Consider the following 26,753-nt stretch of genomic DNA (forward strand, 5'->3'; position numbering starts at 1 on the left):
TTAGCCGATCCTTAAAAAATTAGGCGATGTTACGATCACGGTGGCGAAAAAATAAGATTCCACTGATGCATTTGTAACCCAGTGGTCAGGCTATTTGTTATAGGAATGATCATAGGATCGGAGGATAAAAGTGTAAGGATCAGGCGCGGATCCTTGCGCTTTATGGCGGATTCCGTATAATCCTCAGCCCTACGTGTGATGCCTGTGTTCCTGATGGTCAGCCTGATGGGATTAAGCGGTAACCACGGGCCATTATGGCATCCCTGGTAAATACATATGGCCACTTTCTGGCAATGTAAATTGACTCCGGACTGTACAGTTATTACAATCCCGCTTCTTTATATGTTGCGATAAAGGCATCGGTCGTTTTTTCGCCGACAGCCAACGCGTTTACTGATCAGTAATAATTTAAGTTTAGGTAGAAATCGCTATGAAACGCACTTTCCAACCGTCCGTATTGAAGCGCAACCGTAGCCACGGTTTCCGTGCTCGTATGGCAACCAAAAATGGTCGTCTGGTTCTGGCCCGCCGTCGTGCGAAAGGCCGTACCCGTCTGTCAGCTTCCAAGTAATAAAAGCTAACCTATTTAGTGGTTAAGCTCGCTTTTCCCAGGGAGTTACGTTTGTTAACTCCCCGTCATTTCACTTTCGTCTTCCAGCAGCCACAACGAGCTGGCACGCCGCAAATTACGATACTCGGCCGCCTGAACGAGCTGGGGCATCCCCGCATGGGTCTTACTGTCGCCAAAAAACACGTCAAACGCGCTCATGAGCGTAACCGGATCAAACGCCTTACCCGCGAAAGTTTCCGGCTACTGCAGCATAAGTTGCCTTCGATGGATTTTGTGGTGGTTGCCAAGAAGGGTGTCGCCGATTTAGATAATCGTGCGTTGACGGAAGCGTTGGAGAAATTATGGCGTCGACATTGCCGGCAGGCTCCCGCATCCTGATCGGGCTGATACGTGGTTATCAGCTTTTTATCAGTCCCTTGCTTGGGCCGCATTGTCGTTTTCGACCAACCTGCTCTCAATACGGTATTGAGGCAATTGGTCGTTTTGGCATGTTAAAAGGCAGTTGGTTGACATTGAAACGCGTATTAAAATGCCATCCTTTGAACCCAGGTGGTGATGACCCCGTGCCGCCGAAAACCGACAATAACAGAGAACTCTAACGATGGATTCGCAACGCAATCTTTTTCTCATCGCTCTGCTGTTCGTGTCTTTCATGATCTGGCAGGCCTGGCAGACGGACCACGCTCCGCAACCAGCCAACCAGACCACGCAACAGACAGCGAATACTGCTAACGGCGATGCTGCTAACCAGGCTGTTCCTGGCAGCGGACAGGGCAAAATGATCACGGTTAATACTGACGTGCTTTCATTAAGCATCAACACCCGTGGTGGCGACATTGACCAGGCGTTGCTGACTGCATACCCAACGACTCTGGGTTCAAACCAACCCTTCCAGCTTCTGGAAACCACTCCTAATTTCGTCTATCAGGCTCAAAGCGGTCTGACAGGCAAAAATGGTCCTGATAATCCGGCAAACGGCGAACGTCCTCTGTTCCAGGCAAGCCAGGATGACTTCACGTTAGGTGAAGGCCAGGCCGAATTGCGTATCCCACTGACCTATACGGCTCAGAATGGCGCAGTGATCACCAAGACCTTTGTTCTCAAACGTGGCTCTTACGCGGTAAATGTTGAATACAACATCAATAACACCACGCCAGCCCCGCTTGAAATGACCCTGTTCGGTCAGCTGCGTCAGACGACTGACCTGCCAAAACACAAAGACACCGGAAGCAATAACTTCGCCCTGCACACTTTCCGCGGCGCGGCTTACTCTTCCAGCGATGACAAATATCAGAAGTATGCGTTCGATAAGAGCGATGCGCTAAATGTCACGACGCAAGGCGGTTGGGTTGCTATGTTGCAGCAATACTTTGCAACGGCGTGGATCCCACCAGCCAACGATACCAACCATTTCTACACCACCACTAACAACGGCATCTCAGCGGTAGGCTTCAAAAGCTCCCCGTTTGTTGTTCAGCCTGGTGCGCAACAACAAGTTGCTTCAACTCTGTGGGTTGGCCCGGAAATTCAGGATAAAATGGCCGCTATCGCGCCACATCTTGACCTGACAGTAGACTATGGCTGGTTGTGGTTCATCTCTCAGCCGCTGTTCAAACTGCTGAAGTTTATCCACAGCTTCATCGGTAACTGGGGCTTCTCCATTATCGTTATCACCTTTATCGTTCGTGGCATCATGTACCCGCTGACCAAAGCGCAGTACACCTCCATGGCGAAAATGCGTATGTTGCAGCCGAAACTGGCTGCCATGCGTGAGCGTATTGGTGATGACAAACAGCGCATGAGTCAGGAAATGATGGCGCTGTATAAAACAGAGAAAGTGAACCCGTTGGGTGGTTGTCTGCCGCTGGTTATCCAGATGCCAATCTTCCTGGCGCTGTATTATATGCTGTCTGGCTCCATTGAACTGCGCCATGCGCCGTTCGCCTTGTGGATCCATGACCTCTCAGCGCAAGACCCGTACTACATTCTGCCGGTTCTGATGGGTATCACGATGTTCTTCATCCAGAAGATGTCGCCGACCACCGTCACAGACCCTATGCAGCAGAAGATCATGACCTTCATGCCGGTCATCTTCACCGTGTTCTTCCTGTGGTTCCCATCAGGTCTGGTGCTGTACTACATCGTCAGCAACATGGTTACCATTCTCCAGCAGCAGCTGATTTATCGCGGGCTGGAAAAACGTGGCCTGCACAGCCGCGACAAGAAAAAATCATAAGTTTACGTTAAGCTCAGGGCGGAACCCGTCCTGATAGCAAAACTGATGATACTAAGACAAAGGCGGTCATTTGACCGCCTTTTGCATATTCGTAAAAAGATAGAGAGACCATCCGCTATGAGCACCTCAGATACCATCGTTGCCCAGGCTACCCCTCCCGGCAGGGGCGGAGTCGGCATTCTGCGCGTTTCTGGCCGTGCGGCGAGGCAAATTGCGCAGGAAATCTTAGGTAAGTTACCCAAGCCCCGCTACGCCGATTATTTGCCGTTTCGCGATGCGGATGGTTCAACGCTGGATCAGGGCATCGCGCTGTGGTTCCCCGGACCAAACTCCTTCACCGGCGAAGATGTGTTGGAGTTGCAGGGCCACGGCGGACCAGTGATCCTCGACCTGCTGCTTAAACGCATTATCTCGCTGGACGGAGTACGTATTGCGCGTCCCGGCGAATTCTCCGAGCGTGCCTTCCTCAATGACAAGTTGGATCTGGCGCAGGCCGAAGCCATCGCTGATCTGATTGATGCCAGCTCCGAGCAGGCAGCACGTTCAGCGGTTAACTCGTTGCAGGGTGCATTCTCTAAACGCATCCATCATCTGGTGGAAGCCCTCACTCACCTGCGCATCTTCGTGGAAGCTGCGATCGACTTCCCGGACGAGGAAATTGATTTCCTGTCCGATGGCAAAATAGAAGCCCAGCTCAATACGGTTATCGGTGATCTGGATGCCGTGCGCGCTGAAGCACGTCAGGGCAGCCTGCTGCGTGAAGGGATGAAAGTCGTGATTGCCGGTCGCCCGAATGCCGGAAAATCCAGCCTGCTGAACGCGCTGGCAGGCCGTGAAGCGGCGATTGTTACTGATATCGCCGGGACCACGCGCGACGTATTACGCGAACATATTCACCTCGACGGTATGCCTTTACACATCATCGATACCGCAGGTTTGCGGGAAGCCAGCGACGAAGTGGAACGCATTGGTATCGAACGTGCGTGGAATGAGATCGAACAGGCCGACTTAGTATTGTTTATGGTTGACGGTACCACCACCAGTGCCACAGAACCGGCGCAACTCTGGCCAGAGTTTATGGCCCGCCTGCCGGCGACATTGCCTATCGTGGTGGTACGCAATAAGGCAGACATCACGGGTGAAGCGCTGGGTACTACCGAAGTGAATGGTCACTCACTTATTCGCCTGTCAGCCCGTACCGGTGAAGGTATTGATCTGCTGCGCGACCATCTGAAGCAGGTTATGGGCTTCAATCACAACATGGAAGGCGGTTTCCTCGCCCGCCGCCGCCACTTACAGGCGCTGGAGCAGGCCGCAGAGCACCTGATTCAGGGTAAAGATCAGCTACTTGGGGCGCGCGCAGGGGAATTACTGGCTGAAGAGCTGCGTATGTCGCAGCTTGCCCTGAGTGAGATCACCGGTGAGTTCACGTCTGACGACCTGCTGGGGCGAATTTTCTCCAGCTTCTGTATCGGGAAATAATGCTGGCAAAGCCAGTATTGAAAAAGGGTAAGTGAGTGATCACTTACCCTTTTTGTTGAAAGTTATCTGGCGGTTAGGGCTTTTTCTTCTCTGCCGGTTTAGTCAGTTTACGGATTTCCTTCACCTGAGAGGCGCTGATGTCCGGTGCCTGATTGCCCCAACCATTGCGGATGAAGTTCACCACGTCCGCCACTTCCTGATCGTTCAGGCGCCACGCAAAGCCCGGCATAGTCAGCCCGGTTGGCGCTTTTTGCGTTCTCGGTGCGTGAGAACCGTTTAATACAATGTTGATCACGGAAGAAGCATCCTCGCTGACCACGGCCGGGTTCTGCGCCAGCTGCGGGAAGGCATTTTTCTCACCCTGTCCGCTGGACAGATGACAGCCCGAGCAGTTATCCAGATAGACCTGCGCCCCCGCTTTCGATACGTCTCCTTTTTCCAACGCCTGAGTCGTACTGTCGTTATTCACCTGCACCCGGAGTTTACCGTCGGACGGCAGAGATTTCAGGTAAACCGCGATGGCCTGGCGGTCTTCATCACTCAGGTATTGGGTGCTGTCCTGAATCACATCCACCATCGAGCCAAAGGCCGCAGAGCGTTCAGTGTGGCCGCGTTCGAGGAACTGACTGATCTCCGCTTCATTCCACTGCCCCAAACCGATAGTGGCATCACCACGCAGGTTGGGGGCATGCCAGCCCTCCAGCGTACCGCCGGAGAGATAGTCGCCGTCGTTCTGGTCGAGCGCTTTTTCCTGATAGCCAATGCCGCGCGGCGTGTGGCAGCTGCCGCAGTGGCCTAAGCCCTGCACCAGATAGGCTCCGCGGTTCCAGTCAGCGGTTTGTTGCGGGTCGGAATAATAGGGCTTCTTCTCGAGGAAAACGCTGTTCCACACGGCTAACGGCCAGCGCATATTCAGCGGGAACGGAATATCGCTCTCGCGGTTCTTCTGATCGACCACCGCAACCTGATGGGTGAAATAGAGATACAGATTATGCACATCGTTATCCGTCATCTTACTGAATGACGGGTAAGGCATGGCCGGATAGAGATGATGACCATCTTTGGCAATCCCCTGACGCAGCGCTTTACTGAAATCTTCCTCGTTGTAATCACCGATGCCGGTATTTTTATCCGGGGTAATATTGCTGGAATAGATAGCGCCCACCGGCGTACTCATTTTCAGGCCACCGGCGAACGGCTTGCCGCCGGGTGCGGTATGGCAGGCCACACAGTCACCGGCGCGGGAAAGGTATTCGCCCTGTTTAATACGTGCGCTGGTGTCGCTCTCTTCGGCCGCCAGAACCTGCGCCGTCAGTGACACTCCGGTCAGGCCCATGCCCAGCCACAATCCGCAGCGCCATAACGAACTTTTTTTTGCTTTGATCATGATATCGTCCTGATTATGCCTGAACCAAAGGTCCCGGATGGGCTAAGTACTGCGTACGAATCGCGTTGGCGGCGAAATAGGCCAGCGCCCCCACAACGCCCGTCGGGTTGTAGGCCAGATTCTGCGGGAACGCCGACGCCCCCAGCACGAACAGATTCGGCACATCCCAGCTTTGCAGGTATTTGTTCACTACGCTGTTTTTCGGTGAATCCCCCATGATCGCGCCACCGGTAATGTGGGTGGACTGATAAGGTTTCACGTCAAAATGGTCACCCGGTTTTAGCTGACTGACCGACATACTTTTTGGATTCAGCACGTTGGCGATTTTCATCATCTGCTGCGTAATGTGATCGGTCATCTTGTATTCGTTATCCTGCCAGTCAAAAGTCATGCGTAATAAAGGATAGCCATAACCGTCTTTATAGGTCGGGTCCAGATCCAGATAACACTGTTTATACGGCATCACTGAGCCTTCAGAACCGATGGACATCGAATGCAGATAATTCTCTTTGATACCCTGTTTCCAGCCGCTGCCCCAATTTGGCGTGCCTTTTGGTAAGGACATTTGCTGGATTGGACGCCCGCCGGTACGCACCGCAGAAATATACGCCCCACCGATAAAGCCCAGTTTGGCGTGATCAAAGTTTTCCGCATTGAAGTCATCAATGACGGTCCCCGCCGCCCCCGCGCCGATAAACGGGTTGAAGATTTTGCTCTCATCAAAGAACAGTGAGATACCGCTGTTCATCTGATAGGCGAAGTTTTTTCCCACCACTCCTTCCCCCGTTTTCGGATCATAAGGCGTACCGATTTTCGACATCAGCAGCAGACGCACATTATGCAATTGGAAGGCACTCAGGATCACCAGATCCGCCGTTTGTTCGACTTCCTGACCATAGGCATCAATGTAGGTGACGCCGGTGGCTTTATTGCCGGTGGAGTCCGTATTGATTCGTACCACCTGTGCGCGGGTTTTCAGCGTGAAATTCTTCTTCTGGTAGAGCGCAGGCAAAATCGTGCTTTGCGGTGAGGCCTTCGAATAGTTGTAACAGCCGAAACGCTCGCAGTAACCACAAAAATTACAGGCACCCAGCTGCACACCGTAGAAGTTGGTATAAGACTCTGAGGCATTGGCGGCCGGAATGGGGAACGGGTGGAACCCGAGCGATTTCGCCGCATCGCCAAACAGTGAGCCGGAGTAGAGCTGCGTCAGCGCGGGCGTCGGGTAGCCCTGCTGGCGCGGTGCTTCAAACGGATTGCCGCCTTCGATGATCTTGCCCTGAATATTCCCCGCCGTACCGGAAGTCCCGCACAGCCGCTCGAATTTGTCGAAATAGGGTTCAAGCTCATCATAGGTCACGCCATGATCCTGCACGGTCATATCCGCAGGGATAAATTTCTCGCCATAGCGATCCACCACGGTTGAACGCATGGTCAGATCCGCAGGCAGCGCACGCCACTGCATACCATTCCAGTGCACCCCGGCACCACCGACGCCGTTCCCTGGCAGGAATGCGCCGAACTGGCGGTAAGGTACAGCGAAATCAGCCGACGTATGGCGCACGGTCACCGTCTCTTTGGCGGTCTCCTGAAATAGCTTCAGGCGTATGCCGTAGGTCAGTTCGTCCGCGATACGCGGATAGGCGAAATCAGGGTAGGTATCGCGCTGCTCACCGCGCTCCAATGCCATCACTTCAAGGCCGGCTTCGGCCAGTTCCATCGCCATAATGGCACCAGTCCAGCCCAGCCCAACGACTACCACATCAACATGCTTATTTTTTTGAGTACTCATTACGCATTCCTTTTGCTGGAAATACTGACCGGGCCAAGCGGATAGGCCTGGTTATGCTTCCCTGCCCAATCTTTGTAATCGGCGCGCGCACCGGGGAAACCAATCATTTTCCACGACGCCAGGTCCTGATTCCCACCGTGGAGCGGGTCAGACAAATAGCCCTCTTTGGTATTTGCCAGAAGTTGAGCGAAGAATGCCGCGCCGGTGAGCTCATCAAATTTCAGGTTGTTGGCTTCGAGCGACGTCAGCAGATCGTTTTGCTGCTGAACGGATAAATCTGCGAATTTCTTCTGAAATTCCTGCTGGCAGTAGGTATCCACCGCTTTGATACCGATGCGATAGGTATCACGGGGTGTCAGTTTGGACTGGTATCCCAGAGTCGGAGCGGCTTCAACAAAGGGCGGGTGCATGTACCACAAACCGCCGTGCCCATAGGGCAGTTCCATCTGTTTGTCGATATATTCCGGAACGCCCTGACTGACGGCGCCAGGCCCATTGGCATCGGTTGGGATCAGCCGTTCACAGGCGGCGAGCAGAAAACGCCACTCTTCATTGTTAAAATAAACCGGCACGTAATGCGGGGAAACACCCTCTGCGGCTTTACTACTTTTAGGTGAAAGCGCCATTGCGCCAGTCGAAACGGTGGCAACCAGAGGCACTAAGGCGAGCGTCTTTTTAAGAAAGCCGCGCCTCGAAGACGGGTTATTATTTTTTTCCGACATAGGTGATCCTCACACTAATAATTAACAGTCAATAAACACATCCACCAAAAAGAATAGTTATTTGTATATAGATTGTTAATCATAGTTAGGTTGCAAATCATTACAGCGTGTGCGGATTATTTTGCTGATAAAACATTCTACTGCCATACCAGAAATCCCCTACAACAATGAGGGTTTAAGCGGGTTTTGTTCAGAATAAAAAGCAAGGTAAGCGGGGATAAAGAGAAGATCCTACCAACGTACAAATTGTGCTGTTTTTCCACAGGAGAAAGTTTCATCAGCCATTGAGCCTAATAAAAGCCTGATGCGAAAAGTATCAGGCTTTTATTTTCAGTATGTTATAACGTTATTTCAGAGTTTAAAACCGGCGACCACCGTCTCAAGTTGCAGCGTCTGGTCCTGCATAGCCTGTGCCGCTGCAGAAACTTGCTCCACCAGCGCGGCGTTTTGTTGCGTGGTGTTATCAAGCTGGGTGATCGCTATATTGACCTGCTCGATACCAAGGCTCTGCTCCTGACTTGAGGACATGATTTCGCCCATTAATGTTGCCACATTGTTAACACCAACCATCAATTCATCCATCGTCGCACCTGCCGTCGACACCAACTGACTGCCGGTGGTGATATCCGCCACAGAGTCCTCGATCAGTTTTTTGATTTCGCGTGCAGAGGTGGCCGAACGCTGAGCGAGGCTACGTACTTCAGAGGCCACCACGGCGAAGCCACGGCCCTGCTCTCCGGCACGGGCGGCTTCAACCGCGGCATTCAGTGCCAGAATGTTGGTCTGGAACGCAATACCGTCGATCACACTGATGATATCGACAATTTTCTTCGAAGAACCGTTGATCGATCCCATGGTGTCCACAACCTGCCGCACCACCCGCGTGCCTTTTTCTGCCACGGCAGACGCATCACGCGCCAGCTGGTTAGCACCTTCTGCATTCCCGGCATTCTGCTTCACGGTGCTGGTCAATTGCTCCATGGATGCCGCCGTTTGTTCGATAGAGCTCGCCTGTTCTTCGGTACGCGCCGAGAGATCCAGATTTCCGCTGGCTATCTGGCGCGACGCAGAGGCGATCGCCAGCGTGCTGTCCCCCACCTGTTTAAGAATGGATTGCAGGAAGTCGAGGAAGTTATTAAAGCTGCGGTTTACGGCGTTAAATTCTGGGCTGCTGCTCGGCGGTAAACGTTGGGTCAGATCGGCCCCACCGGCAGATAGCTGGCTGATGTTTTTATTGAGCGCCGCAAGCTGACGCATGAAGATTTTGATTGAGGCAATCAGCACCAGCAACAGGAGTAATACCATCGGGATTTGCACCAGTCCCAGACTGGCAAGAATGCCGTGGGTACGTTGCAATAACTGGCTGGTTGGCATGTCGGTTACGATGTACCACGGCCCCTGAATCTTGCTCATAAACAGGGTGTGATCGGTCCCATCATTGTTGTAATCCGCCACCAGATTACTGCTCTCTTTGATCTGGTCGAGACTTTTGCGGATTTGTGCCGCCAGCGGCGACTGCTCGCCGAGCGAAGCCAGTTTCGGCAGTTTTTCATCGCTGCTGTGGCTGGTGCCAACGACAGTGCCATCCTGCTCGACGATGTAAATTGCCCCGTTGACCTTTTTCTCCATGTCGGTAACCAGTTGGTTGAAGAAACCCAGCGTCACGTCAATGGTGGCCACGCCCCACTGTTTATCGCCCTTATAAATGGCCATTGCACAGTTGGTTCGCGGCTGGGTGCTGGCATCATCAAAGTAAGCCGGTGCCCAGATACATTGGCCCTTTTCACCTTTCGAGGCTGCCAGATACCAGGACTGCTCAAAGTAATTTGACGATTCTGCGCTGTTCCAGAACGTGTTAACGGTCAGTTCATTATTGCTGTTGCGGGCGAAGAAGGTGCTGAACTTCACTTTGGCAGGGTCACGCTGATTGGGTAACGGCCAGATACCGCCGCCAAACACCGCGCTGTCGCCGTACTGATCCACCAGCGCCGGCAAGAGAGTGTCGATTGTCGCGCTGTCCATCTGCGCCACACTTTGGGTAATGCTGCGAACCTGAGATTCGACTTTGTTCAGACGGTCGTTAATCACCACGGCGATGTCGTCTACCTGGTTTGCGACCAGCGTACTTTCGGCCTGTTTCAGTTTAGGAGAGATAAAAACCTGGATGACAATGAGCGTAACGATAACCAGCACAATAAAAAATAAGCTGATCAAAGTGATAAAGCGTGATTGCGTTGTTTTTAACATTTTCGCGGTACTCACAGGCAAAGCAGCGAGATCGCTGCTCTACTACTAACGGCATTTTCCGGCGTTTCTTTATGTCTTTGTAGTGGATATATCTTGTGACTAACAGGGATCAATTCCCCGTAGGAATATCGTTCGGTTTGTAATTCTTACCCCCTACGACATAAGAATGTGAGCTGGCTCACTTTTTTGCGGTTTAAACGCTTTTTTAAGCAAAAAAAGGGATTTTGAGGCGATTTTTAAGCAGTTTTTAATGATTTCTCTTAATGTTATTCTTCGAGCCCTGAGAGAAAATAAGCCGAACCATTAATCATGGAGTGAACAATGGCGTGCCATTTCGCTAAATGGGTAGCAGCGGATCCTGAGCCGGATACTCACCGCCTTCCCGCCGACGTAATTTTATCCGCAAGAATTATTTCCGAAAAACAGCGTAAACGTTTTCTGACCGGCCGCGTTCTGCTGGCAGAGATGATGTTTTACCTGTACGGCATCACCGAGCTGCCCGCCATCATCATTTTACCGAGCGGACGCCCGAGTTTTGAATCGCCTAACCTGCCGGATTTCAGTCTGGCATTTGCAGGCAGCACCGCCGGTGTCATGCTCAGCAGCGAAGGAAAGGTCGGGCTGGATCTGGAGATAATCCATGCCCGCAGCGCGCTGATCAATCCGCAGCAACAGGCACAACTGTCCGCCGTTGAGCAGACGTGGATTAACCTGCAAAGCGATCCGGTGGAATCCGCTCTGCAACTTTGGTGCATTCGTCAAAGTATGCTGAAACTGTCCGGCCTGACCGAGTATGGAGAGAAGAGCCTGAGCCTGAACCCTGCATCGGGCCGTCTGCGCTCAGCCCTGACGCCCGAAGCACAGGTGATGAGCGATATCGACGGCTCCCTGACCTGGGCCTGTGCGCATTCACCGTCTATCGTGCGGTTACTGTGCTGGCGTTATGATCCGGACAACGGCTTCACCCGCACACAAACTTTGTCACCACAGCAGCAGCCTGATTCGCCGCATTTTATGAAGTTCACCAGCCTGCCTCCGGCAAAATAACTCTGCTTCAGCACAAGACGCCGGGGCCCCCCCTGTCCGGCACCCACAATCTGGTCTAGATTTAGGCTAAGCTCCATTTCAGAAGTCGTCCATAACAGGAGTAGTCAATGTCAACGCAACCACTGAAGTTTGTCACACTGTTAGGTAGCCTGCGTAAAGGCTCTTACAACGCCATGATCGCCCGTACTTTGCCAAAACTGGCTCCGGAAGGTGTCACTGTTGAGGCCTTGCCATCTATTGGCAGCCTGCCGCTGTACGATGCGGATATTCAGCAGGGAGAGGGTTTCCCGGCAGACATTGAGGCTATCGCCGAGCAGATCCGTCAAGCCGACGGCGTGATCATCGTCACCCCGGAATACAACTACTCCGTTCCGGGTGGCCTGAAAAATGCCATCGACTGGTTGTCGCGCCTCCCTAATCAGCCGCTGGCAGGTAAACCGGTGCTAATCCAGACCAGCTCAATGGGACCGATTGGTGGCGCACGCTGCCAGTATCATCTGCGTCAGATTCTGGTGTTCCTCGACGCGATGGTAATGAACCGTCCTGAATTTATGGGGGGTGTGATTCAGAGTAAAGTCGATGAGCAGATTGGCGAAGTGATCGAACAGGGCACGCTGGATTTCCTGACCGGTCAGTTAACGGCCTTCGCAGATTATACCCGCCGGGTTGCGTTGAAATAACACTTCGCCCGCAAACAAAAAAGCCCGCTGATGTTTTAGCGGGCTTTTTTTATGGCGTCAGAGGAAGGCTTTAGTGACTATCGACAAACACAATTTTCAGCACAAACAGCAGCGCAACGACCACCACGCACGGGCTGATTTCTCTCCAGCGACCGGTACCGAGTTTCATCACCACGTAGGAGATAAAGCCCAGCGCGATACCTTCGGTGATCGAGAAGCTGAACGGCATCATCACTGCAGTGACAAACGCCGGCACGGCTTCGGTCAGGTCATCCCAGGTGACGCGGGCCAGACTTGAGGTCATCAGTACACCGACGTAAATCAGCGCACCCGCTGCCGCGTAAGCAGGCACCATGCCCGCCAGCGGGGAGATGAAGATCACCAGCAGGAACAGAATGCCGGTAACCACGGCAGTAAGACCGGTACGGCCACCGACTGCAACGCCGGAAGAACTTTCGATATACGCAGTCACCGAGGAAGTACCGACAAACGCACCAGCAACCGAGGCGATACTGTCAACGTACAGCGCCTGATTCATTTGCGGGAATTTGCCGTTGGCGTCGGTCAGCCCAGCTTTGTCCGTCACGCCAATCAGCGTGCCAGAGGAGTCAAACAAGTTGACCAGCATGAAGGAGAAAATCACCCCCGCCAGACCAATATTCAACGCGCCTTTGATATCAACCTGACCAACTACCGACATCACGCTTGGCGGCATGGAGAAGGTACCGGTGTAATGCACGTCACCGATTGCCAGACCAATCACCGTCGTCACCACGATAGACACCAGCACAGCGGCATGAATGTTACGTGACGCCAGCACGGCAATAATGAAGAAGCCCAGAGCACCAAGCAGAACGTTATGTGATGTCAGATTGCCGATAGTGACGATAGTGTCCGGATTCGCCACGATAATGCCGGCGTTTTTCAGCCCCATCATGCCGATGAATAAACCGATACCCGCGGTAATGCCAATTCTCAGACTGGCCGGGATGTTGGCTATCATCCAGTAGCGGATGCGGAAAATCGTCAGCAAAAGGAAACCGATTGCGCCCCAGAAAATAGCACCCATGCCGATTTGCCATGAAATACCCATCGCGCCAACCACCACAAACGCGAAGAACGCATTCAGGCCCATCGCCGGTGCAAGCGCCACTGGCAGGTTGGCAATCAGGCCCATCAGGATGCTGCCAAAGGCGGCAATCAGACAGGTGGTCACGAAGACGGCTTGCTTATCCATGCCTGCCACACCGAGGATCTGCGGGTTCACGAACACGATATAGACCATGGTCAGGAACGTTGTTAGTCCGGCGATAGTTTCAGTACGAACGGTAGTGCCGTGCTGCGTCAGTTTAAACAGACGCTCGAACAGGCCCTGTCCGCTGGAGACATTGCTTTGTGGTTTGCTCATTATGAGTTCCGAAAAGAGGGGGAATGACGGTCGAGGGCTATCCTAACCCAAAAAATGCCATTTTTGATGCAGCTCACACTCTTTTTTTCTGGCATTTAACGGCACATGTCACTCTGTTCGGGGTAGAGTTGAGCCAATAATGCGAAATGGCTGAGGAAGAATGATGTCCGCGATTGAATGTGTACTTTTTGACTGCGACGGCACGCTGGTCGACAGCGAACTGTTGTGCTGTGAAGCCTACGTAGAAATGTTCGCGCATTTCGGCGTTACGGTCTCTTTTGATGAGATGTACAAAACCTACAAAGGGGTAAAACTCTACGAGATCATCGCCATCATCAATAATGCGCACGGGCTGGACGTCGCAAAAGAGGAGATGGAAGTCGTTTTCCGTCAACACGTCGCCCGGCTATTTGACAGTAAACTGCAAGCGATTGAAGGCGCACGGGAAGTGCTGGAAAAAATCACGATACCGATGTGCGTCGTGTCCAACGGCCCCGTCAGCAAAATGCAGATGTCACTCGGCAAAACCGGTTTGCTGGCGTTTATGGGGGATAACCTGTTCAGCGGCTATGATTTACAGCGCTGGAAACCGGACCCGGCGGTGTTATACAAAGCTGCCGAAGTGATGCAAGTAAATATCGACCACTGCATTCTGGTTGAAGACTCCGTTGCGGGTGCTCAGGCCGGTATCGCCGCCGGGATCCCGGTGTTTTACTACTGCGCCGACCCGCATAATCCGCCCATCGACCACCCGCTGGTCACCGAATTCCATCACATGCATGAGCTGCCCGCGCTTTGGCATGAGAAAGGTTATCAGATCACCGGTTAAGCGGCTCCCAAACTGCGATACGCAGGTTGTCACGACGTATCGCAATGGTTACTCTTTCGCGGCCCCGTTCGCTAATGATGAGGATAAGACGCTGAGCAGCCAAAGTTCCCCGGTTCAGGGACGCAAAAATGATCCGATAGGACTGAAACAGCGCATTTTTGACAGCGCACTGAATGAGTTTGCCGAATCAGGTCTGATGGGCGCGCGCATGGAAAATATCGCCGCCAATGCCAAAACCACCAAGCGGATGGTGGTCTATCACTACAAGACCAAGGAAGCGCTGTACATGCTGGTTCTTGAGCATGTTTACCGCGGTATCCGCCAGCATGAGTTGGATCTGGACCTGTCATCCTCTCCGCCCGCGGAAGCCATTGTGAAGCTGGTGGAAGCCAGTTTTGATTTCCACGTTTCGCACCCGGAATTCATCCGTATTGTCTCGACCGAAAACATGCTGCGTGGCCGGTTTATCCGCCAGTCCACCAGTATCCGCGCGCTGAACCAGACAGCATTAACCCTGCTGGAAGATATCCTCGAACGCGGCAAGCAAGGGCATTTGTTCAAAGAAGATGCCCAGGCACGGGACGTGCACCGGCTGATCAGCAGCCTGTGTGTGCATCAGGTCGCCAATCAGTACACCTTCGGCGCCCTGTTTGAAAACCCGGAAGAAGCCGACTTCCAGACCGCGCACTATCGCCAGCTAGCGGTGATGGTGGCGTTGCGGTACCTGATGAAATAGGACTTTGTTCAGAAAGCAAAAAGGCCTCATTCGAGGCCTTTTTCATTTCAACGGTTTAGCTGACCGATCAGTCTTTCTTTTCTTTGTTATCTGTCAGTAACTTATCCAGCGCATCACCGCCAACGTGACGGAAATCCTGCCCCTTCACGAAGTAGAAGATGAATTCACAGATGTTCTGACAACGGTCGCCGATGCGTTCGATAGAACGGGCGCAGAACAGCGCGGTCAGCACGCTTGGAATGGTGCGCGGATCTTCCATCATATAGGTCATCAGCTGGCGCACGATGCCTTCGTATTCCTGATCCACTTTCTTATCTTCACGGTAAATACGCACCGCTTCGTCGAGATCCATGCGGGCAAAGGCGTCCAGCACATCATGCAGCATCTGCACGGTGTGGCGGCCCAAAGATTCCAGACTCACCAGCAATGGCTGATGCAGGTGCGAGAACTTTTCCAGCGCAGTGCGGCAGATTTTATCTGCCACGTCACCGATGCGTTCCAGCTCGGAAATGGTTTTGATGATCGCCATCACTAAGCGCAGGTCGCTGGCGGTCGGCTGGCGCTTGGCAATAATGCGCACGCAAGCTTCGTCGATCGCCACTTCCATCATGTTCACTTTGTCATCACCTTTGATGACCTGCTGCGCCAGCTCCGCGTCCTGATTGTGCATCGCGGTGATAGCGTCCGTCAGTTGCTGCTCAACCAGCCCGCCCATTGCCAGCACCTGAGTGCGGATGTGTTCAAGCTCTGCATTGAACTGGCCGGAAATATGTTTATTTAAGTTCAGGTTATCCATTTTTCTTACCTCAACCGTAACGGCCAGTAATGTAATCTTCGGTCTGTTTACGCGCTGGCGAAGTGAACAGCGAGTCAGTGTCGCTGTATTCGATCAGTTCGCCCAGATACATAAACGCAGTGCGGTCCGAACAGCGTGCCGCCTGCTGCATGTTGTGGGTCACGATAACCACGGTGTAGTCAGACTTCAGCTCGGTGATCAGCTCTTCGATACGGCCCGTGGAGATCGGGTCCAACGCCGAGCATGGCTCATCGAGCAGCAGCACGTCCGGGCGAATGGCAATGCCGCGCGCGATACACAGACGCTGTTGTTGACCACCAGACAGGCTGTAGCCGCTCTGGTGCAGTTTATCCTTGGACTCGTTCCACAGCGCCGCTTTGGTCAGCGCCCACTGTACGCGCTCATCCATGTCGGTACGCGACAGCTTTTCAAACAGACGCACACCGAAGGCGATGTTGTCGTAAATCGACATCGGGAACGGCGTGGGTTTCTGGAATACCATGCCCACTTTGGCGCGCAGCAGCGCGATGTCCTGCTTATCGACCAGAATATTTTCGCCATCGAGCAGGATTTCGCCTTCGGCGCGCTGATCGGGATAAAGCTGGTACATTTTGTTCAGCGTACGCAGCAGCGTAGATTTTCCGCAGCCCGACGGGCCGATAAAGGCCGTGACTTCGTTCTTGGCGATATCCAGGGAAATATTTTTCAGCGCGTGGAATTTGCCGTAATAAAAGTTCAAGTCACGAACCTGGATTTTGCTGTTGGATGCATCAGTCATTCTCAGACATCTCTCTTTTATCTTTCGCGCGCCGCGTGGCGACGCCGGGTAAACAGTGAGGACAGCCGCAATCGCCTGCCCTCAATAATGAATTCGCTTATTGCTTCTTCTTGGCGAAAATCACACGCGCCAGAATATTCAGTACCAGCACGCAGACGGTGATAAGCAATACGCCCGCCCATGCCAGTTGCTGCCACTCCCCAAACGGGCTCATGGCAAATTTGAAGATGGTCACCGGCAGGTTGGCAATCGGCTGCATCATGTCGGTGCTCCAGAACTGATTGGAGAGCGACGTAAACAGCAGCGGCGCCGTTTCACCGGCGATGCGGGCAATCGCCAGCAGGATACCGGTCATAATCCCGGAGACCGACGCCTTCAGCGTAATGGCTGAAATCATCTTCCACTTCGGTGTTCCCAGCGCGTACGCCGCTTCGCGCAGGCTGTCCGGTACCAGCTTAAGCATGTTTTCTGTGGTACGGATAACAATCGGAATTTGCAGTAACGCCAGCGCCAGCACGCCCGCCCAACCGGAGAAGTGACCCATTTTCGCCACCACAATGGTGTAGACGAACAAGCCAACAACAATCGACGGTGCGGAAAGCAGAATGTCATTGATGAAGCGAATGACTTCGGCCAGCCAGGATTTACGGCCATATTCCGCCAGATAAACCCCTGCCAATACGCCCAGCGGCGTACCAATCACCGTGGCCCACAAAATCAGTAAACCACTGCCTGCGATGGCGTTAGCCAGCCCGCCGCCTGCGGTATTGGGTGGCGGCGTGTTCTCGGTAAACAGGGCGAGTGACATGCCGTCGACGCCTTTGACGACCGTCGTAAACAGGATCCACACCAGCCAGAACAGACCAAAGGCCATGGTCGCCATCGAAAGCAGCAGTGCCAGACGGTTCTTCTGACGACGCCACGCCTGACGTTTGCGGCGTGACTGCAAGAGTGCTTCGTTACTTTGCATTTCCATCGTCGTCATCTAGCGACCCTCTTTCTTAGCAAGACGCATGACCATCACCTTGGACAGGGCCAGCACGATAAAGGTGATAACAAACAGAATCAGACCAAGTTCCATCAGTGCTGCAGTATGCAGGCCCGCTTCGGCTTCGGCGAATTCGTTCGCCAGCGCCGAGGTAATACTGTTACCCGGCATATACAGCGATGCGCTGTCGAGCTGATAGGTGTTACCGATGATAAAGGTTACCGCCATGGTTTCACCGAGCGCGCGGCCGAGGCCCAGCATAATGCCGCCAATCACGCCGTTTTTGGTGAACGGCAGCACGATGCGCCAGATCACCTCCCACGTGGTACAACCGATGCCGTAAGCCGACTCTTTCATCATCACCGGGGTCTGCTCAAACACGTCACGCATGACGGAGGCAATGTACGGGATGATCATGATGGCGAGGATCACGCCAGCGGCCAGAATACCGATACCAAATCCCGGACCGGCAAACAGCGCGCCAACAATCGGGATACCGGACAGCACGTCGCCGACCGGGGTCTGGAAATAGGTGGCAAACAGCGGAGCGAAGACAAACAGCCCCCACATGCCATAAACGATGCTGGGAATAGCCGCCAGCAATTCAATCGCGATACCCAGCGGGCGACGCAGCCAGTTAGGGGCAAGTTCAGTCAGGAACAGTGCAATACCAAAGCTGACAGGTACGGCAATCAGCAGGGCGATAATAGAGGTCACGACCGTGCCGTAAATCGGCACCAGTGCGCCAAACTGCTCGTTCGGGGCATCCCAGGTTTTATTCCACAGGAAGGATAAACCGAACTTTTCGATGCTCGGTAAAGAAGCGATAAACAGCGAGACGATAATTCCGCCCAGCAGCAATAGCACAATCAGCGCTGCCAGTTTAACCAGCGCGCCGAAAATAATGTCACCGTGTTTACCGGGTGCTTTGATAGACGGCTTGTATTCAGCCATACCACTCTCTTCTATTCAGATTTAATTCCCTCTCCGGCCGGAGAGGGAATGAGGTAAAACACGCCTACTCTAACTCAAAATCATTCAAGGTGAAGGATGATGGGTTAGTAAAGTGCTTTACCACTGCTGTCTTTGATATTGGTCTTCCATGCTGCGCGAACTTGTTCAACCACGGCTTCTGGCAGCGTTGCATAATCCAGATCGGTGGTCAGTTTGCCGCCATTTTTATAAGCCCAGTCGAAGAATTTCAGCACTTCTGCGCCGTGTTCTGCATTCGATTGATCTTTGTAAACCAGAATGAACGTCGTGGAACTGATTGGCCAAGCGTTGTCGCCTTTCTGGTTAGTCAGGTCCTGAGCGAAGGTTTTGCTCCAGTCGGCGCCTTTAGCAGCCGCACTGAAGGACTCTTCGGTCGGGCTGATGGCTTTGCCGCTTGCGTCTACCAGCTTGGTGTAAGCCAGGCTGTTCTGCTTAGCGTAAGCGTATTCTACGTAACCGATTGAACCCGGCAGACGTTGTACGAAGGCGGCGACGCCGTCGTTCCCTTTACCGCCAAGGCCCGTCGGCCAGTTTACGGTTGAGCCTGCACCGATTTTGTCTTTCCACTCGGCGTTAACTTTAGCAAGGTAGCTGGTGAACACGAAAGAGGTGCCTGAGCCGTCAGCACGGCGAACAACCGCGATATTGGTGTCTGGCAGTTTCACGCCGGGATTAAGCTTAACAATGGCCGCGTCGTTCCACTTTTTGATTTTGCCGAGGTAGATATCACCCAGCGTTGCGCCATCCAGCGTCAGTTGACCGGATTTGATACCCGGCAGATTCACCGCCAGTACCACGCCACCGATCACGGTTGGGAACTGGAACAGACCATTTTTGTTCAGGTCTTCTTCTTTCATTGGCGCATCTGATGCACCGAAATCAACGGTCTTCGCGATAATCTGTTTTACGCCACCGGAAGAACCAATACCTTGGTAGTTCACCTGGTTGCCGGTCGCTTTCTGATAAGCATCAGCCCATTTGGCATAAACCGGTGCAGGGAAGGTTCCGCCAGCGCCCGTCAGGTTAGTGGCAGCGAAAGCAGACATTGCTGTGAGGGAAAAAGTCGCTGCTACAAGACCGGCGACGGTGTTACGCATCAATTTCATGTTCCACTCCTGGTGGTTTTATTATCAGATTCGACTCAGGTCGAGATTCATAAAGTGTTTGGCACAGGAGGAAAATAGGACAGTTTGGTGACAGTAAAATGTACGTAATATGACAGTTTTATGACAGCGGTCACAATTCGGGCAATCGCTATGTCCAGACGCGCTTTAAAGTTTCGACGGCAAGAATAATATCGGGGACTTTCACACAAGCAAAACCCAACACCAGCCCATAGCGACCAACCGGTGTCTCCAGGCTGCCGGGCAGCCACGACGCACTGAGCGGTGTGATCTCTATGCCCGCGGCCAACGCCTGCGCCACCAAACGCTGTTCTGTTTCAAGGCTGGGTAATGGGATCGTAACATGCAGACCGGAAGAGACCTGCGGCATGTCACCAATGTGGCTGAGATGCTGGTTCCAGGCTTCAAGCAAAGCATCGCGTCGGGCCAGCGCCGCGCGACGCATACGGCGGGTGTGCTGCTGAAAATGCCCTTCGCTGAGGAACATTGCCATCGCCATCTGGTCATTCATCGGTGGCTGACGGCTGGTCATGGTGCGCATCAGCAGGAATTGATCCACCAGCTGCTTTGGCGCCACCAGATAACCTAAACGCAATCCCGGATACATCACCTTGGAAAAAGAGCCGATATACAGCACCCGGTTACTTTGATCGATGGCCGCCAGCGGGGTTAACGGCGTTCCGCTGTAACGGTATTCGCCGTCATAATCATCTTCAATGATCCAGGCTTTATTCTCTTGCGCCCAATGCAACAACTCCATCCTGCGGGCCATGGAGAGCGTCGCGCCAGTAGGATACTGACAAGAGGGACTAACATAGGCCATCCGGGCTTTAGGGATCTGTTTTAACTGCCCGGTCAGCAGCCCTTCGTCATCGACACCGATCCCATGCATTTTGACACCAAAACAGGAGAAAGCGCCCGCAGCGGCCCAGTAGCAGGGGTTTTCAATCACGGCTTCATCATCGGGACGTAACAATAACGCCGAGCAGATCATAATCGCCTGTTGCGCGCCCAGCGTGATAACGATTTGTGAAGGGTCACACTTCAAACCACGGGCATGACGTAAATATTGCGCGATCAGTTCCCGCAGCTGCGGCTCACCCGCCGGATGCCCATACCCCATATGCGACATCGGTTCACTGCGCCAAAAACGGGTTTGCAGCCGGCTCCAGACATCAAAAGGGAAAAGGTCGATTGCGGGCATACCGATGCGAAAGGCCCGGGGAGCACCTTCGTGAATACGGTGATGGTTAAAGAGCGACGCCGTGGGCAGGCGGTAACCGACATGCAACTGTGGCTCAATGGCTAATACTTCGCCGGATTGCGCGCTTTTAGGCGGTGTATGCAGCAGTGCTACATAGGTTCCATCCCCCACACGGGTTTCTATAAAACCTTCGGCAAACAGGCGTTCATACACGTTCACCACCGTATTGCGGGAGATATCCAGCATTTGCGCCAGTTCACGGCTGGCCGGAAGTTTGACCCCGCTACTTTTGGGATTCCCTATAATTAATTCACGCAGCGCGACATAGAGCTGGAGCGAGAGTTTGCGCCCCGGCTTCAGTGTCAGTCCGGTGATTTCAAAAGGTAACGGCGTGGGCAAATTGGCACCTTTATATAGGGATGTTTTGGCTCTTTTATACATCCAATGCCAGGAATAGCATAGCGCCATTCATACCAATCTATGGGTTCCACCTCACGCGGTGCCAGGAAAATTCACTCTCTTCGAGGATTATTTATGTCTGCTCAAACTACTGTGATTTATTCAGCCAGGAAAATCATCACCATGTGCCCTTCCCTGCCGGAAGCCAGCCATGTGGCAGTCAAAGACGGAAGGATTTTGGGTGTGGGTTCACTGGATGAGCTGAAAGAGTGGGGGGATTATGTTCTTGATGACACCTTTGCCGACAAAGTTATTGTGCCCGGCCTGATTGAAGCCCACTCCCATACGACCGGCGGCGGCATGTGGCAATTCCCCTATGTCGGCTTTTATGACCGCCCTGACTACACCGGTAAAATCTGGAAAGGCTGCCGCTCCTTTGATGAAGTGGTCGAGGCGTTGCAGAAAGTCGAAAGAACCATGACTGACCCGCACGCACCGCTGATAGCCTGGGGCGTTGATCCGATCTATTTCGGCAGCGAAAAGCTTGGCCGTCAGCATCTGGATCGTGTTTCAACCACCCGCCCCGTGGCGGTGATCCATATGAGTATCCACCTGATGGGCGCCAATACGGCAGCACTGTCCGATTGCGGTATCGATGCTGACAGCCAGATTGAGGGCATCGTTAAGAATGAAGATGGTTCGCTGCACGGCGAGCTGGTGGAATTTGCTGCCATGGGACCGGTACTGCAAAAGTACGGTTTCTGGGATGCATTAACGACCGAACGGGCCATTCGTAATTTTGGTCAGGAAGCCTTCCGTGCAGGGTGCACCTCCGCTGCCGATATGGGCTTAACAGATTTCGATAATCCTGAGCTGGCCGCCAACTATATCCGCATGACCCGCGCCGAAGAGTTCCCAATCCGCCTGCTGGTGGCTTACGGCCCTCCGTTTGTGAAAAAACCTTTTGTTGAGGCGGTAGAGTTTGCAGCAGAAGTGATGAAACACGGTCACGATAAAATGATTTTCGGCCCGATGAAGATTTTCCTCGACGGTTCGATTCAGGGCGGTTCCGGCAGAATGTTAGCTCCGGGATATTTCAAATCCGGTATGAACGGTGCCTGGAACGCCACACCGGCAGAAATTGACACGCAGGTGTATGAAATCATGAAGCGCGGCTATCAGGTCCATTGCCATTGCAACGGTGACGAAGCCTCAGAAGCGTTTATTCAGGCGGTCGAGAAAACCCTGAACCGCATTCCGGCGATAAACCATCGGGCAGGTATGCAACATGCCCAGATGCTGCGCGAAGATCAGTTCAAACGCATTAAAACGCTCGGTATGTGCGTTAACTTCTTTAGTAACCACATCTACTACTGGGGCGATCAGCATTATGGCAAAACCATGGGTCCGGAACGCGCTAACCGCATGAATGCCTGCGGCAGCGCCGTTCGTCACGAAATTCCGTTTGCTTTCCACAGCGACTGTGGCATCACGCCAATTAACCCGCTGTTTACCGGCTGGTGTGCCGTGAACCGTGTTACAGCCTCAGGCCGTGTGTTGGGTGAGCGCGAAAAAATCAGCGTCGAAGAAGCCCTGCACGCCATGACCGTCGGTGCGGCCTACACCATGAAGCTCGATCATCTCATTGGCAGCATTGAGTGCGGCAAACTGGCTGACTTTACCATTCTGGAAGAAAACCCGCTGGCCGTTGAGCCGATGCATCTGAAAGACATTCAGGTCTGGGGCACGGTGCTTGGCGGCAAAGTACAGCCAATTTCCCGATAACCGAGCCTGACCCCTTACCTGACTGGTCAGGGGTCTCCTTCTTAGACAGATTTCCTATCCGGCTGTAAACAGCCGGACGGCTTTATGCTGCTCATTTTTTAACCATATTTTTTAAAATTTTTATTTCTGCACACTTTGACGAGGTATTTCTTATGGCAATACATGCCACTGAGCCACTTGCCGTACCGCCTTCCACCCTTTCGGTGTCAGGTTGGGCCAAATGGCTTCCATTACTGGTCCTTTGTCTGGCTCAGTTGTCCACTTCGGGGGATAACGCCACGCTGAGTATCGCCACGGGTGCGCTGGTTAAAGATCTCCACGCGTCGATGGATTTAATCAGCATTGCTAACGCCATGTACTCTCTGGCGGCCGGTTCACTGATGGTCGCGGCCGGGATGGTCGGGCTGATTATTGGCTGGAAGAAAACCTTCCGCATCGGTTGTGCATTACTGTTTTGCGCCGAGCTGACCGCGTTCTTCTCACCGAATATGCAAATCTTCACCTACGGCGCACGCCTGCTTTCCGGTATCGGCGGCAGCTTTATGATCCCGTCAGTGCTGGGATTAATCGCCAGTAATTTTAAAGGTCGCGATCAGGCCGTCGCATTTGGCGCCATCGGTGCGGCCAGCGGCGTCTCTTTTGCAGCAGGCCCGCTTATCTGCGGCACGCTGGTGGATCAGTTTGGCTGGCGCTACGCTTTCGCAGCCATCGCCTGCCTGTGTGTGGTGATTTTCGTCGGCTCCTTCATCATCCCGACACCGGCAAAACCTGAACGTAAAGTGAAATTCGACTTACCGGGTGTCGTGCTGACTGTGATTGGTCTGTTCAGCGTCATTCTCGGTTTCCTGAAAGTATCCAGCTGGGGTTTATTCACTCCGTTCGCTGCGCCATTCACTGTGTTTGGTTTAAGCCCCGCGCCTTTTCTGGTGCTGTTTGGTTTAGTGGTTCTGGCACTGATGCTGAAATGGGAACGTCATCGTGAGGCCTCCGTCGGCAGTGCGCTGATCCCGATGTCATTCCTTTCCACACCACAGGTGCGCAATGGCTTATATCTGACTGCCTTTATCTTCCTGGCCTACGGCTCTGGCATTTTTGTAACCGTCAGTTTTGTACAGGTCGTTGCCGGGTTGAACGGCATTCAGACGGGCCTGATGATTTTACCCTTCGCCTTAGGCGTGGTGATTTTCTCTCTGGGGCTGCCGGTGGTGTGGAAAAACGCCAATCCGAAACGCATGTGCCAGTCAGCGCTGTTAATCGGGACTTTAGGGTCCGTTCTGTGCATTTTCGGTTTTGGCCCTTCCAGCTTCTCGATCATTGTGCCGATCGGTATGTGTTTAATTGGCGTAAGTATGGGGATCGTTTCCGCCTACTCCAGCTATATTGTGACCAGTGGATTACCTTCAAGGGATGCACAGCAGTCCGGTGGCGTGCAGGCGACATCCCGTAATGTCGGTCAGGCGATTGGGGTTGCGGTATGTGGCATGGTGATGCTGACGGCGGTGACCATGGGCTTTCAGGGCGCAGCGCGCGGAGATACTGCGTTAAGCGCGGATACCCAAACTAAAGTGTCAGAAATGACAGTGATCCCTTATCTGAGTGATGCTGGTTTCTCTGCCCTGATGCTCGATCACGGCATCGTGCAAAAAGATGTTCCGGCTCTGACGCAGGATTATCAAATGTCGAGACTGAACGCAACTCGCGCTGGGATGATTGCCACTGCGCTGATGACCGTGCTGTTCCTGTTCGGAACCCGAAATCTGCCAACAAAAACTAAAGTTGCGCAGTCAGGGAATCTGACTGCGGATCGTAAAAAGAAAAATTAACGTCACAGGCCGGGTAATAACCCATTGATTATTATTCCGATATCTTAGCGCGCACTCTGTTTATCAGGTTGCGCGCTTTTGCGTAGCTGAAATCATCAGGAAAAAAGAGATGGCTGAAAAATTACGCCTTAACCGACAAGCCATTGGTTTGCCTCTTCTGGTTCTGTGCCTCGCTCAGTTTCTGGCGTCGGCAGATAACGTGACCTTAAGTATCGCCACCAGCGCACTTATGCGCGATCTCGGTGCGTCGATGTCGCAAATCAGCACAGCCAACACCATGTATCCCCTGGTCGCTGGCACCTTTATGATTGCCGGAGGAATGCTCGGGCTGATTATTGGCTGGCGTAAGACATTCCGTACAGGCTGCATTCTCTATTTCCTGGCGGAAGCTATCGCGGTTTTCTCCCCCTCAATAAACGTTTTCATCTGGGCAGCAAGGATCCTGGCGGGCATCAGTGGAAGCCTGATGATTCCGGCGGTATTTGGCATTATTACCGGTAGTTTTCAAGGACGTCAGCAGGCGATTGCATTTGGTGCGCTGGGTGCTGCCAGTGGTTTCTCTTTTGCGATGGGCCCGGTGTTGTGCGGTTTACTGCTCGATACGCTGGGCTGGCGCTGGGCTTTCGGCGTTCTGGCGGTTCTGGCGATGGTGATCCTGCTCTGTTCACGCATGATTCCGTCCCCTTCCAAACCCGAACGGCGTGTAGGATTTGATTTTGCAGGTTTTATTCTCTCAACGCTGGGTCTGTTTTTCGTGGTCTTTGGCATTTTGCAGATATCCACCTGGGGACTGTTAACCCCCTTCAGCCCTCCTTTTACTCTTTTCGGCTTCAGCCCGGCTTTGACACTGGTCGCATTAGGTTTGATGATTTTGATAGCGATGCTGCGCTGGGAAAAACTTCGCGAAAGTACCACTGGCAGTGCGATGATCCCACAGTCTTTTTTACGCACAGCGCAGGTTCGTGCGGGGCTGTATCTGACCATGTATATCTTCTTTGCATACAGTTCGGGGATTTTCGTAGTCGTCAGTTTTGTGCAGGTGGTGGCAGGGCTGGATGCCGTAAATACCGGCCTGATGATCATTCCATTTGCCGTCTGCCTGGCCGGGTCGTCGATGGGGTTACCGCTGATTTTCCGCCAGCGTAACCCACGCCGCCAGTGCCGGGCCGGTTTATTGCTGGGGATGGCAGGCTCGGCGATCACCGCCTGCGGCATTCAGGGACTGAATTTCAACATGGCAATAGTGACGTCGGGACTCTGCCTGATCGGTGCCAGCATGGGCACCGTTGCCGCCAATGCCCCTTTTCTTATCACCAGCGCACTGCCTGAACGGGACGCCCAGCAATCGGGTGGAATGCAGGCGGCGGCCAGAGATATCGGGCAGGCCCTGGGTGTCGCGTTAGTGAGTATGGTGATGCTGACAGCGATGACTTTCAGCATGAAAAAGTTTACCGCCGAAGTATCCACGCTGAGCCCGCAAACCTTCCTCACGGTAAAAAATCTGACGGTCATTCCCTATCTCAGTGATGCAGGTTTTCAGACAATGATAGTGAAAAGCGGGGCAGTGCCGCAGGATCTTGCAGTACTGACGCCGATTTATCAGCGCTCGCGGGCAAGAGTGACACGTGCGGGGCTGCTTTCGATGACAGTGATGACATTGCTGTTTTTGATGGGTACCGTGAAAATTCCTGTGACCTTGTCTAAACGCAGCGATCAGGAAGAGTGA

23 protein-coding genes are annotated in these 26,753 nt (G+C 53.2%); 12 read left to right on the forward strand and 11 right to left on the reverse strand.

What is annotated here, in order from left to right:
• Nucleotides 1-430: 430 nt before the first annotated feature.
• The 5 genes from rpmH to mnmE all read left to right on the forward strand — a co-directional run bounded on the left by rpmH (nt 431) and on the right by mnmE (nt 4,289).
• Nucleotides 431-571: a 50S ribosomal protein L34 gene (gene rpmH / locus ACZRKO_RS19035; protein WP_140475521.1), complete on the forward strand. Its 141-nt coding sequence runs from the start codon at nt 431-433 to the stop codon at nt 569-571.
• Nucleotides 572-589: 18 nt separating this feature from the next.
• Nucleotides 590-949, forward strand: coding sequence for a ribonuclease P protein component (gene rnpA / locus ACZRKO_RS19040; RefSeq protein WP_034794314.1), 360 nt, complete (start codon nt 590-592; stop codon nt 947-949).
• On the forward strand, nt 913-1,170 hold the full coding sequence (yidD, locus tag ACZRKO_RS19045) for a membrane protein insertion efficiency factor YidD (RefSeq protein ID WP_072009927.1): 258 nt from the start codon (nt 913-915) through the stop codon (nt 1,168-1,170). The genes rnpA and yidD overlap by 37 nt, the downstream gene beginning before the upstream one ends.
• Before the next feature lie 2 nt (nt 1,171-1,172).
• Nucleotides 1,173-2,807 (forward strand): membrane protein insertase YidC, encoded by a 1,635-nt coding sequence (yidC, locus tag ACZRKO_RS19050; RefSeq protein ID WP_463738807.1) that lies wholly within the window; start codon nt 1,173-1,175, stop codon nt 2,805-2,807.
• Nucleotides 2,808-2,924: 117 nt separating this feature from the next.
• Nucleotides 2,925-4,289, forward strand: a complete 1,365-nt coding sequence (gene mnmE / locus ACZRKO_RS19055) for a tRNA uridine-5-carboxymethylaminomethyl(34) synthesis GTPase MnmE (protein ID WP_463738808.1) — start codon at nt 2,925-2,927, stop codon at nt 4,287-4,289.
• A 73-nt stretch (nt 4,290-4,362) separates the two neighbouring features.
• On the opposite strand, the gene ACZRKO_RS19060 is transcribed toward mnmE, so the two are convergent.
• The 4 genes from ACZRKO_RS19060 to ACZRKO_RS19075 all read right to left on the reverse strand — a co-directional run bounded on the left by ACZRKO_RS19060 (nt 4,363) and on the right by ACZRKO_RS19075 (nt 10,437).
• Nucleotides 4,363-5,625, reverse strand: a complete 1,263-nt coding sequence (locus ACZRKO_RS19060; protein ID WP_463738852.1) for a c-type cytochrome — start codon at nt 5,623-5,625, stop codon at nt 4,363-4,365.
• A 64-nt stretch (nt 5,626-5,689) separates the two neighbouring features.
• Nucleotides 5,690-7,468 carry a GMC family oxidoreductase gene (locus ACZRKO_RS19065; RefSeq protein ID WP_463738809.1) on the reverse strand — a complete coding sequence of 593 codons (1,779 nt, stop codon included), beginning with the start codon at nt 7,466-7,468 and terminating at the stop codon, nt 5,690-5,692.
• Complete coding sequence (locus ACZRKO_RS19070) at nt 7,468-8,190, reverse strand: gluconate 2-dehydrogenase subunit 3 family protein (protein WP_463738810.1); 723 nt, start codon at nt 8,188-8,190, stop codon at nt 7,468-7,470. The genes ACZRKO_RS19065 and ACZRKO_RS19070 overlap by 1 nt, the downstream gene beginning before the upstream one ends.
• A gap of 351 nt (nt 8,191-8,541) precedes the next feature.
• Nucleotides 8,542-10,437: a methyl-accepting chemotaxis protein gene (locus ACZRKO_RS19075; protein WP_463738811.1), complete on the reverse strand. Its 1,896-nt coding sequence runs from the start codon at nt 10,435-10,437 to the stop codon at nt 8,542-8,544.
• A 321-nt stretch (nt 10,438-10,758) separates the two neighbouring features.
• Between ACZRKO_RS19075 and ACZRKO_RS19080 the strand changes: the two genes are divergently transcribed.
• Both ACZRKO_RS19080 and ACZRKO_RS19085 read left to right on the forward strand, forming a co-directional pair.
• Nucleotides 10,759-11,484, forward strand: coding sequence for a 4'-phosphopantetheinyl transferase family protein (locus ACZRKO_RS19080; RefSeq protein WP_463738812.1), 726 nt, complete (start codon nt 10,759-10,761; stop codon nt 11,482-11,484).
• Between the two features lie 107 nt (nt 11,485-11,591).
• The gene (locus ACZRKO_RS19085; RefSeq protein ID WP_463738813.1) at nt 11,592-12,164 is read left to right on the forward strand and encodes an NADPH-dependent FMN reductase; all 573 of its coding nucleotides are present in this window, start codon (nt 11,592-11,594) and stop codon (nt 12,162-12,164) included.
• 70 nt (nt 12,165-12,234) lie between these two features.
• Here the strand turns inward: ACZRKO_RS19085 and ACZRKO_RS19090 are convergent, their stop codons facing one another.
• Nucleotides 12,235-13,572: an NCS2 family permease gene (locus ACZRKO_RS19090; RefSeq protein WP_463738814.1), complete on the reverse strand. Its 1,338-nt coding sequence runs from the start codon at nt 13,570-13,572 to the stop codon at nt 12,235-12,237.
• Nucleotides 13,573-13,735: 163 nt separating this feature from the next.
• Here ACZRKO_RS19090 and yieH point away from each other — a divergent pair, with 163 nt between their 5' ends.
• Together yieH and ACZRKO_RS19100 are read left to right on the forward strand one after the other, a co-directional pair.
• Nucleotides 13,736-14,401 (forward strand): 6-phosphogluconate phosphatase, encoded by a 666-nt coding sequence (gene yieH / locus ACZRKO_RS19095; RefSeq protein ID WP_463738815.1) that lies wholly within the window; start codon nt 13,736-13,738, stop codon nt 14,399-14,401.
• A complete protein-coding gene (locus ACZRKO_RS19100; protein ID WP_463738816.1) occupies nt 14,373-15,137 on the forward strand; it encodes a TetR/AcrR family transcriptional regulator in 765 nt (254 codons plus the stop codon). The genes yieH and ACZRKO_RS19100 overlap by 29 nt, the downstream gene beginning before the upstream one ends.
• 67 nt (nt 15,138-15,204) lie before the next feature.
• Here ACZRKO_RS19100 and phoU read toward each other — a convergent pair whose 3' ends face one another.
• The 6 genes from phoU to pdxR form a co-directional block, all read right to left on the reverse strand.
• The gene (phoU, locus tag ACZRKO_RS19105; protein WP_463738817.1) at nt 15,205-15,933 is read right to left on the reverse strand and encodes a phosphate signaling complex protein PhoU; all 729 of its coding nucleotides are present in this window, start codon (nt 15,931-15,933) and stop codon (nt 15,205-15,207) included.
• Nucleotides 15,934-15,943: 10 nt separating this feature from the next.
• The gene (pstB, locus tag ACZRKO_RS19110; protein ID WP_140475499.1) at nt 15,944-16,711 is read right to left on the reverse strand and encodes a phosphate ABC transporter ATP-binding protein PstB; all 768 of its coding nucleotides are present in this window, start codon (nt 16,709-16,711) and stop codon (nt 15,944-15,946) included.
• A 97-nt stretch (nt 16,712-16,808) separates the two neighbouring features.
• A complete protein-coding gene (gene pstA, locus ACZRKO_RS19115; protein WP_463738818.1) occupies nt 16,809-17,696 on the reverse strand; it encodes a phosphate ABC transporter permease PstA in 888 nt (295 codons plus the stop codon).
• A complete protein-coding gene (gene pstC, locus ACZRKO_RS19120; RefSeq protein ID WP_463738819.1) occupies nt 17,697-18,653 on the reverse strand; it encodes a phosphate ABC transporter permease PstC in 957 nt (318 codons plus the stop codon).
• Between the two features lie 104 nt (nt 18,654-18,757).
• Nucleotides 18,758-19,798: a phosphate ABC transporter substrate-binding protein PstS gene (gene pstS / locus ACZRKO_RS19125; RefSeq protein WP_463738820.1), complete on the reverse strand. Its 1,041-nt coding sequence runs from the start codon at nt 19,796-19,798 to the stop codon at nt 18,758-18,760.
• Nucleotides 19,799-19,946: 148 nt separating this feature from the next.
• Entirely contained in the window at nt 19,947-21,419 is a 1,473-nt protein-coding gene (gene pdxR, locus ACZRKO_RS19130; protein ID WP_463738821.1) for a MocR-like pyridoxine biosynthesis transcription factor PdxR, read from the reverse strand.
• Between the two features lie 135 nt (nt 21,420-21,554).
• Here pdxR and ACZRKO_RS19135 point away from each other — a divergent pair, with 135 nt between their 5' ends.
• The 3 genes from ACZRKO_RS19135 to ACZRKO_RS19145 all read left to right on the forward strand — a co-directional run bounded on the left by ACZRKO_RS19135 (nt 21,555) and on the right by ACZRKO_RS19145 (nt 26,753).
• Nucleotides 21,555-23,204: an amidohydrolase gene (locus tag ACZRKO_RS19135; RefSeq protein WP_463738822.1), complete on the forward strand. Its 1,650-nt coding sequence runs from the start codon at nt 21,555-21,557 to the stop codon at nt 23,202-23,204.
• A 152-nt stretch (nt 23,205-23,356) separates the two neighbouring features.
• A complete protein-coding gene (locus tag ACZRKO_RS19140) occupies nt 23,357-25,027 on the forward strand; it encodes an MFS transporter (protein WP_463738823.1) in 1,671 nt (556 codons plus the stop codon).
• A 109-nt stretch (nt 25,028-25,136) separates the two neighbouring features.
• Nucleotides 25,137-26,753 carry an MFS transporter gene (locus ACZRKO_RS19145; protein ID WP_463738824.1) on the forward strand — a complete coding sequence of 539 codons (1,617 nt, stop codon included), beginning with the start codon at nt 25,137-25,139 and terminating at the stop codon, nt 26,751-26,753.

It is taken from the genome of Ewingella sp. C233 (assembly GCF_055407225.1).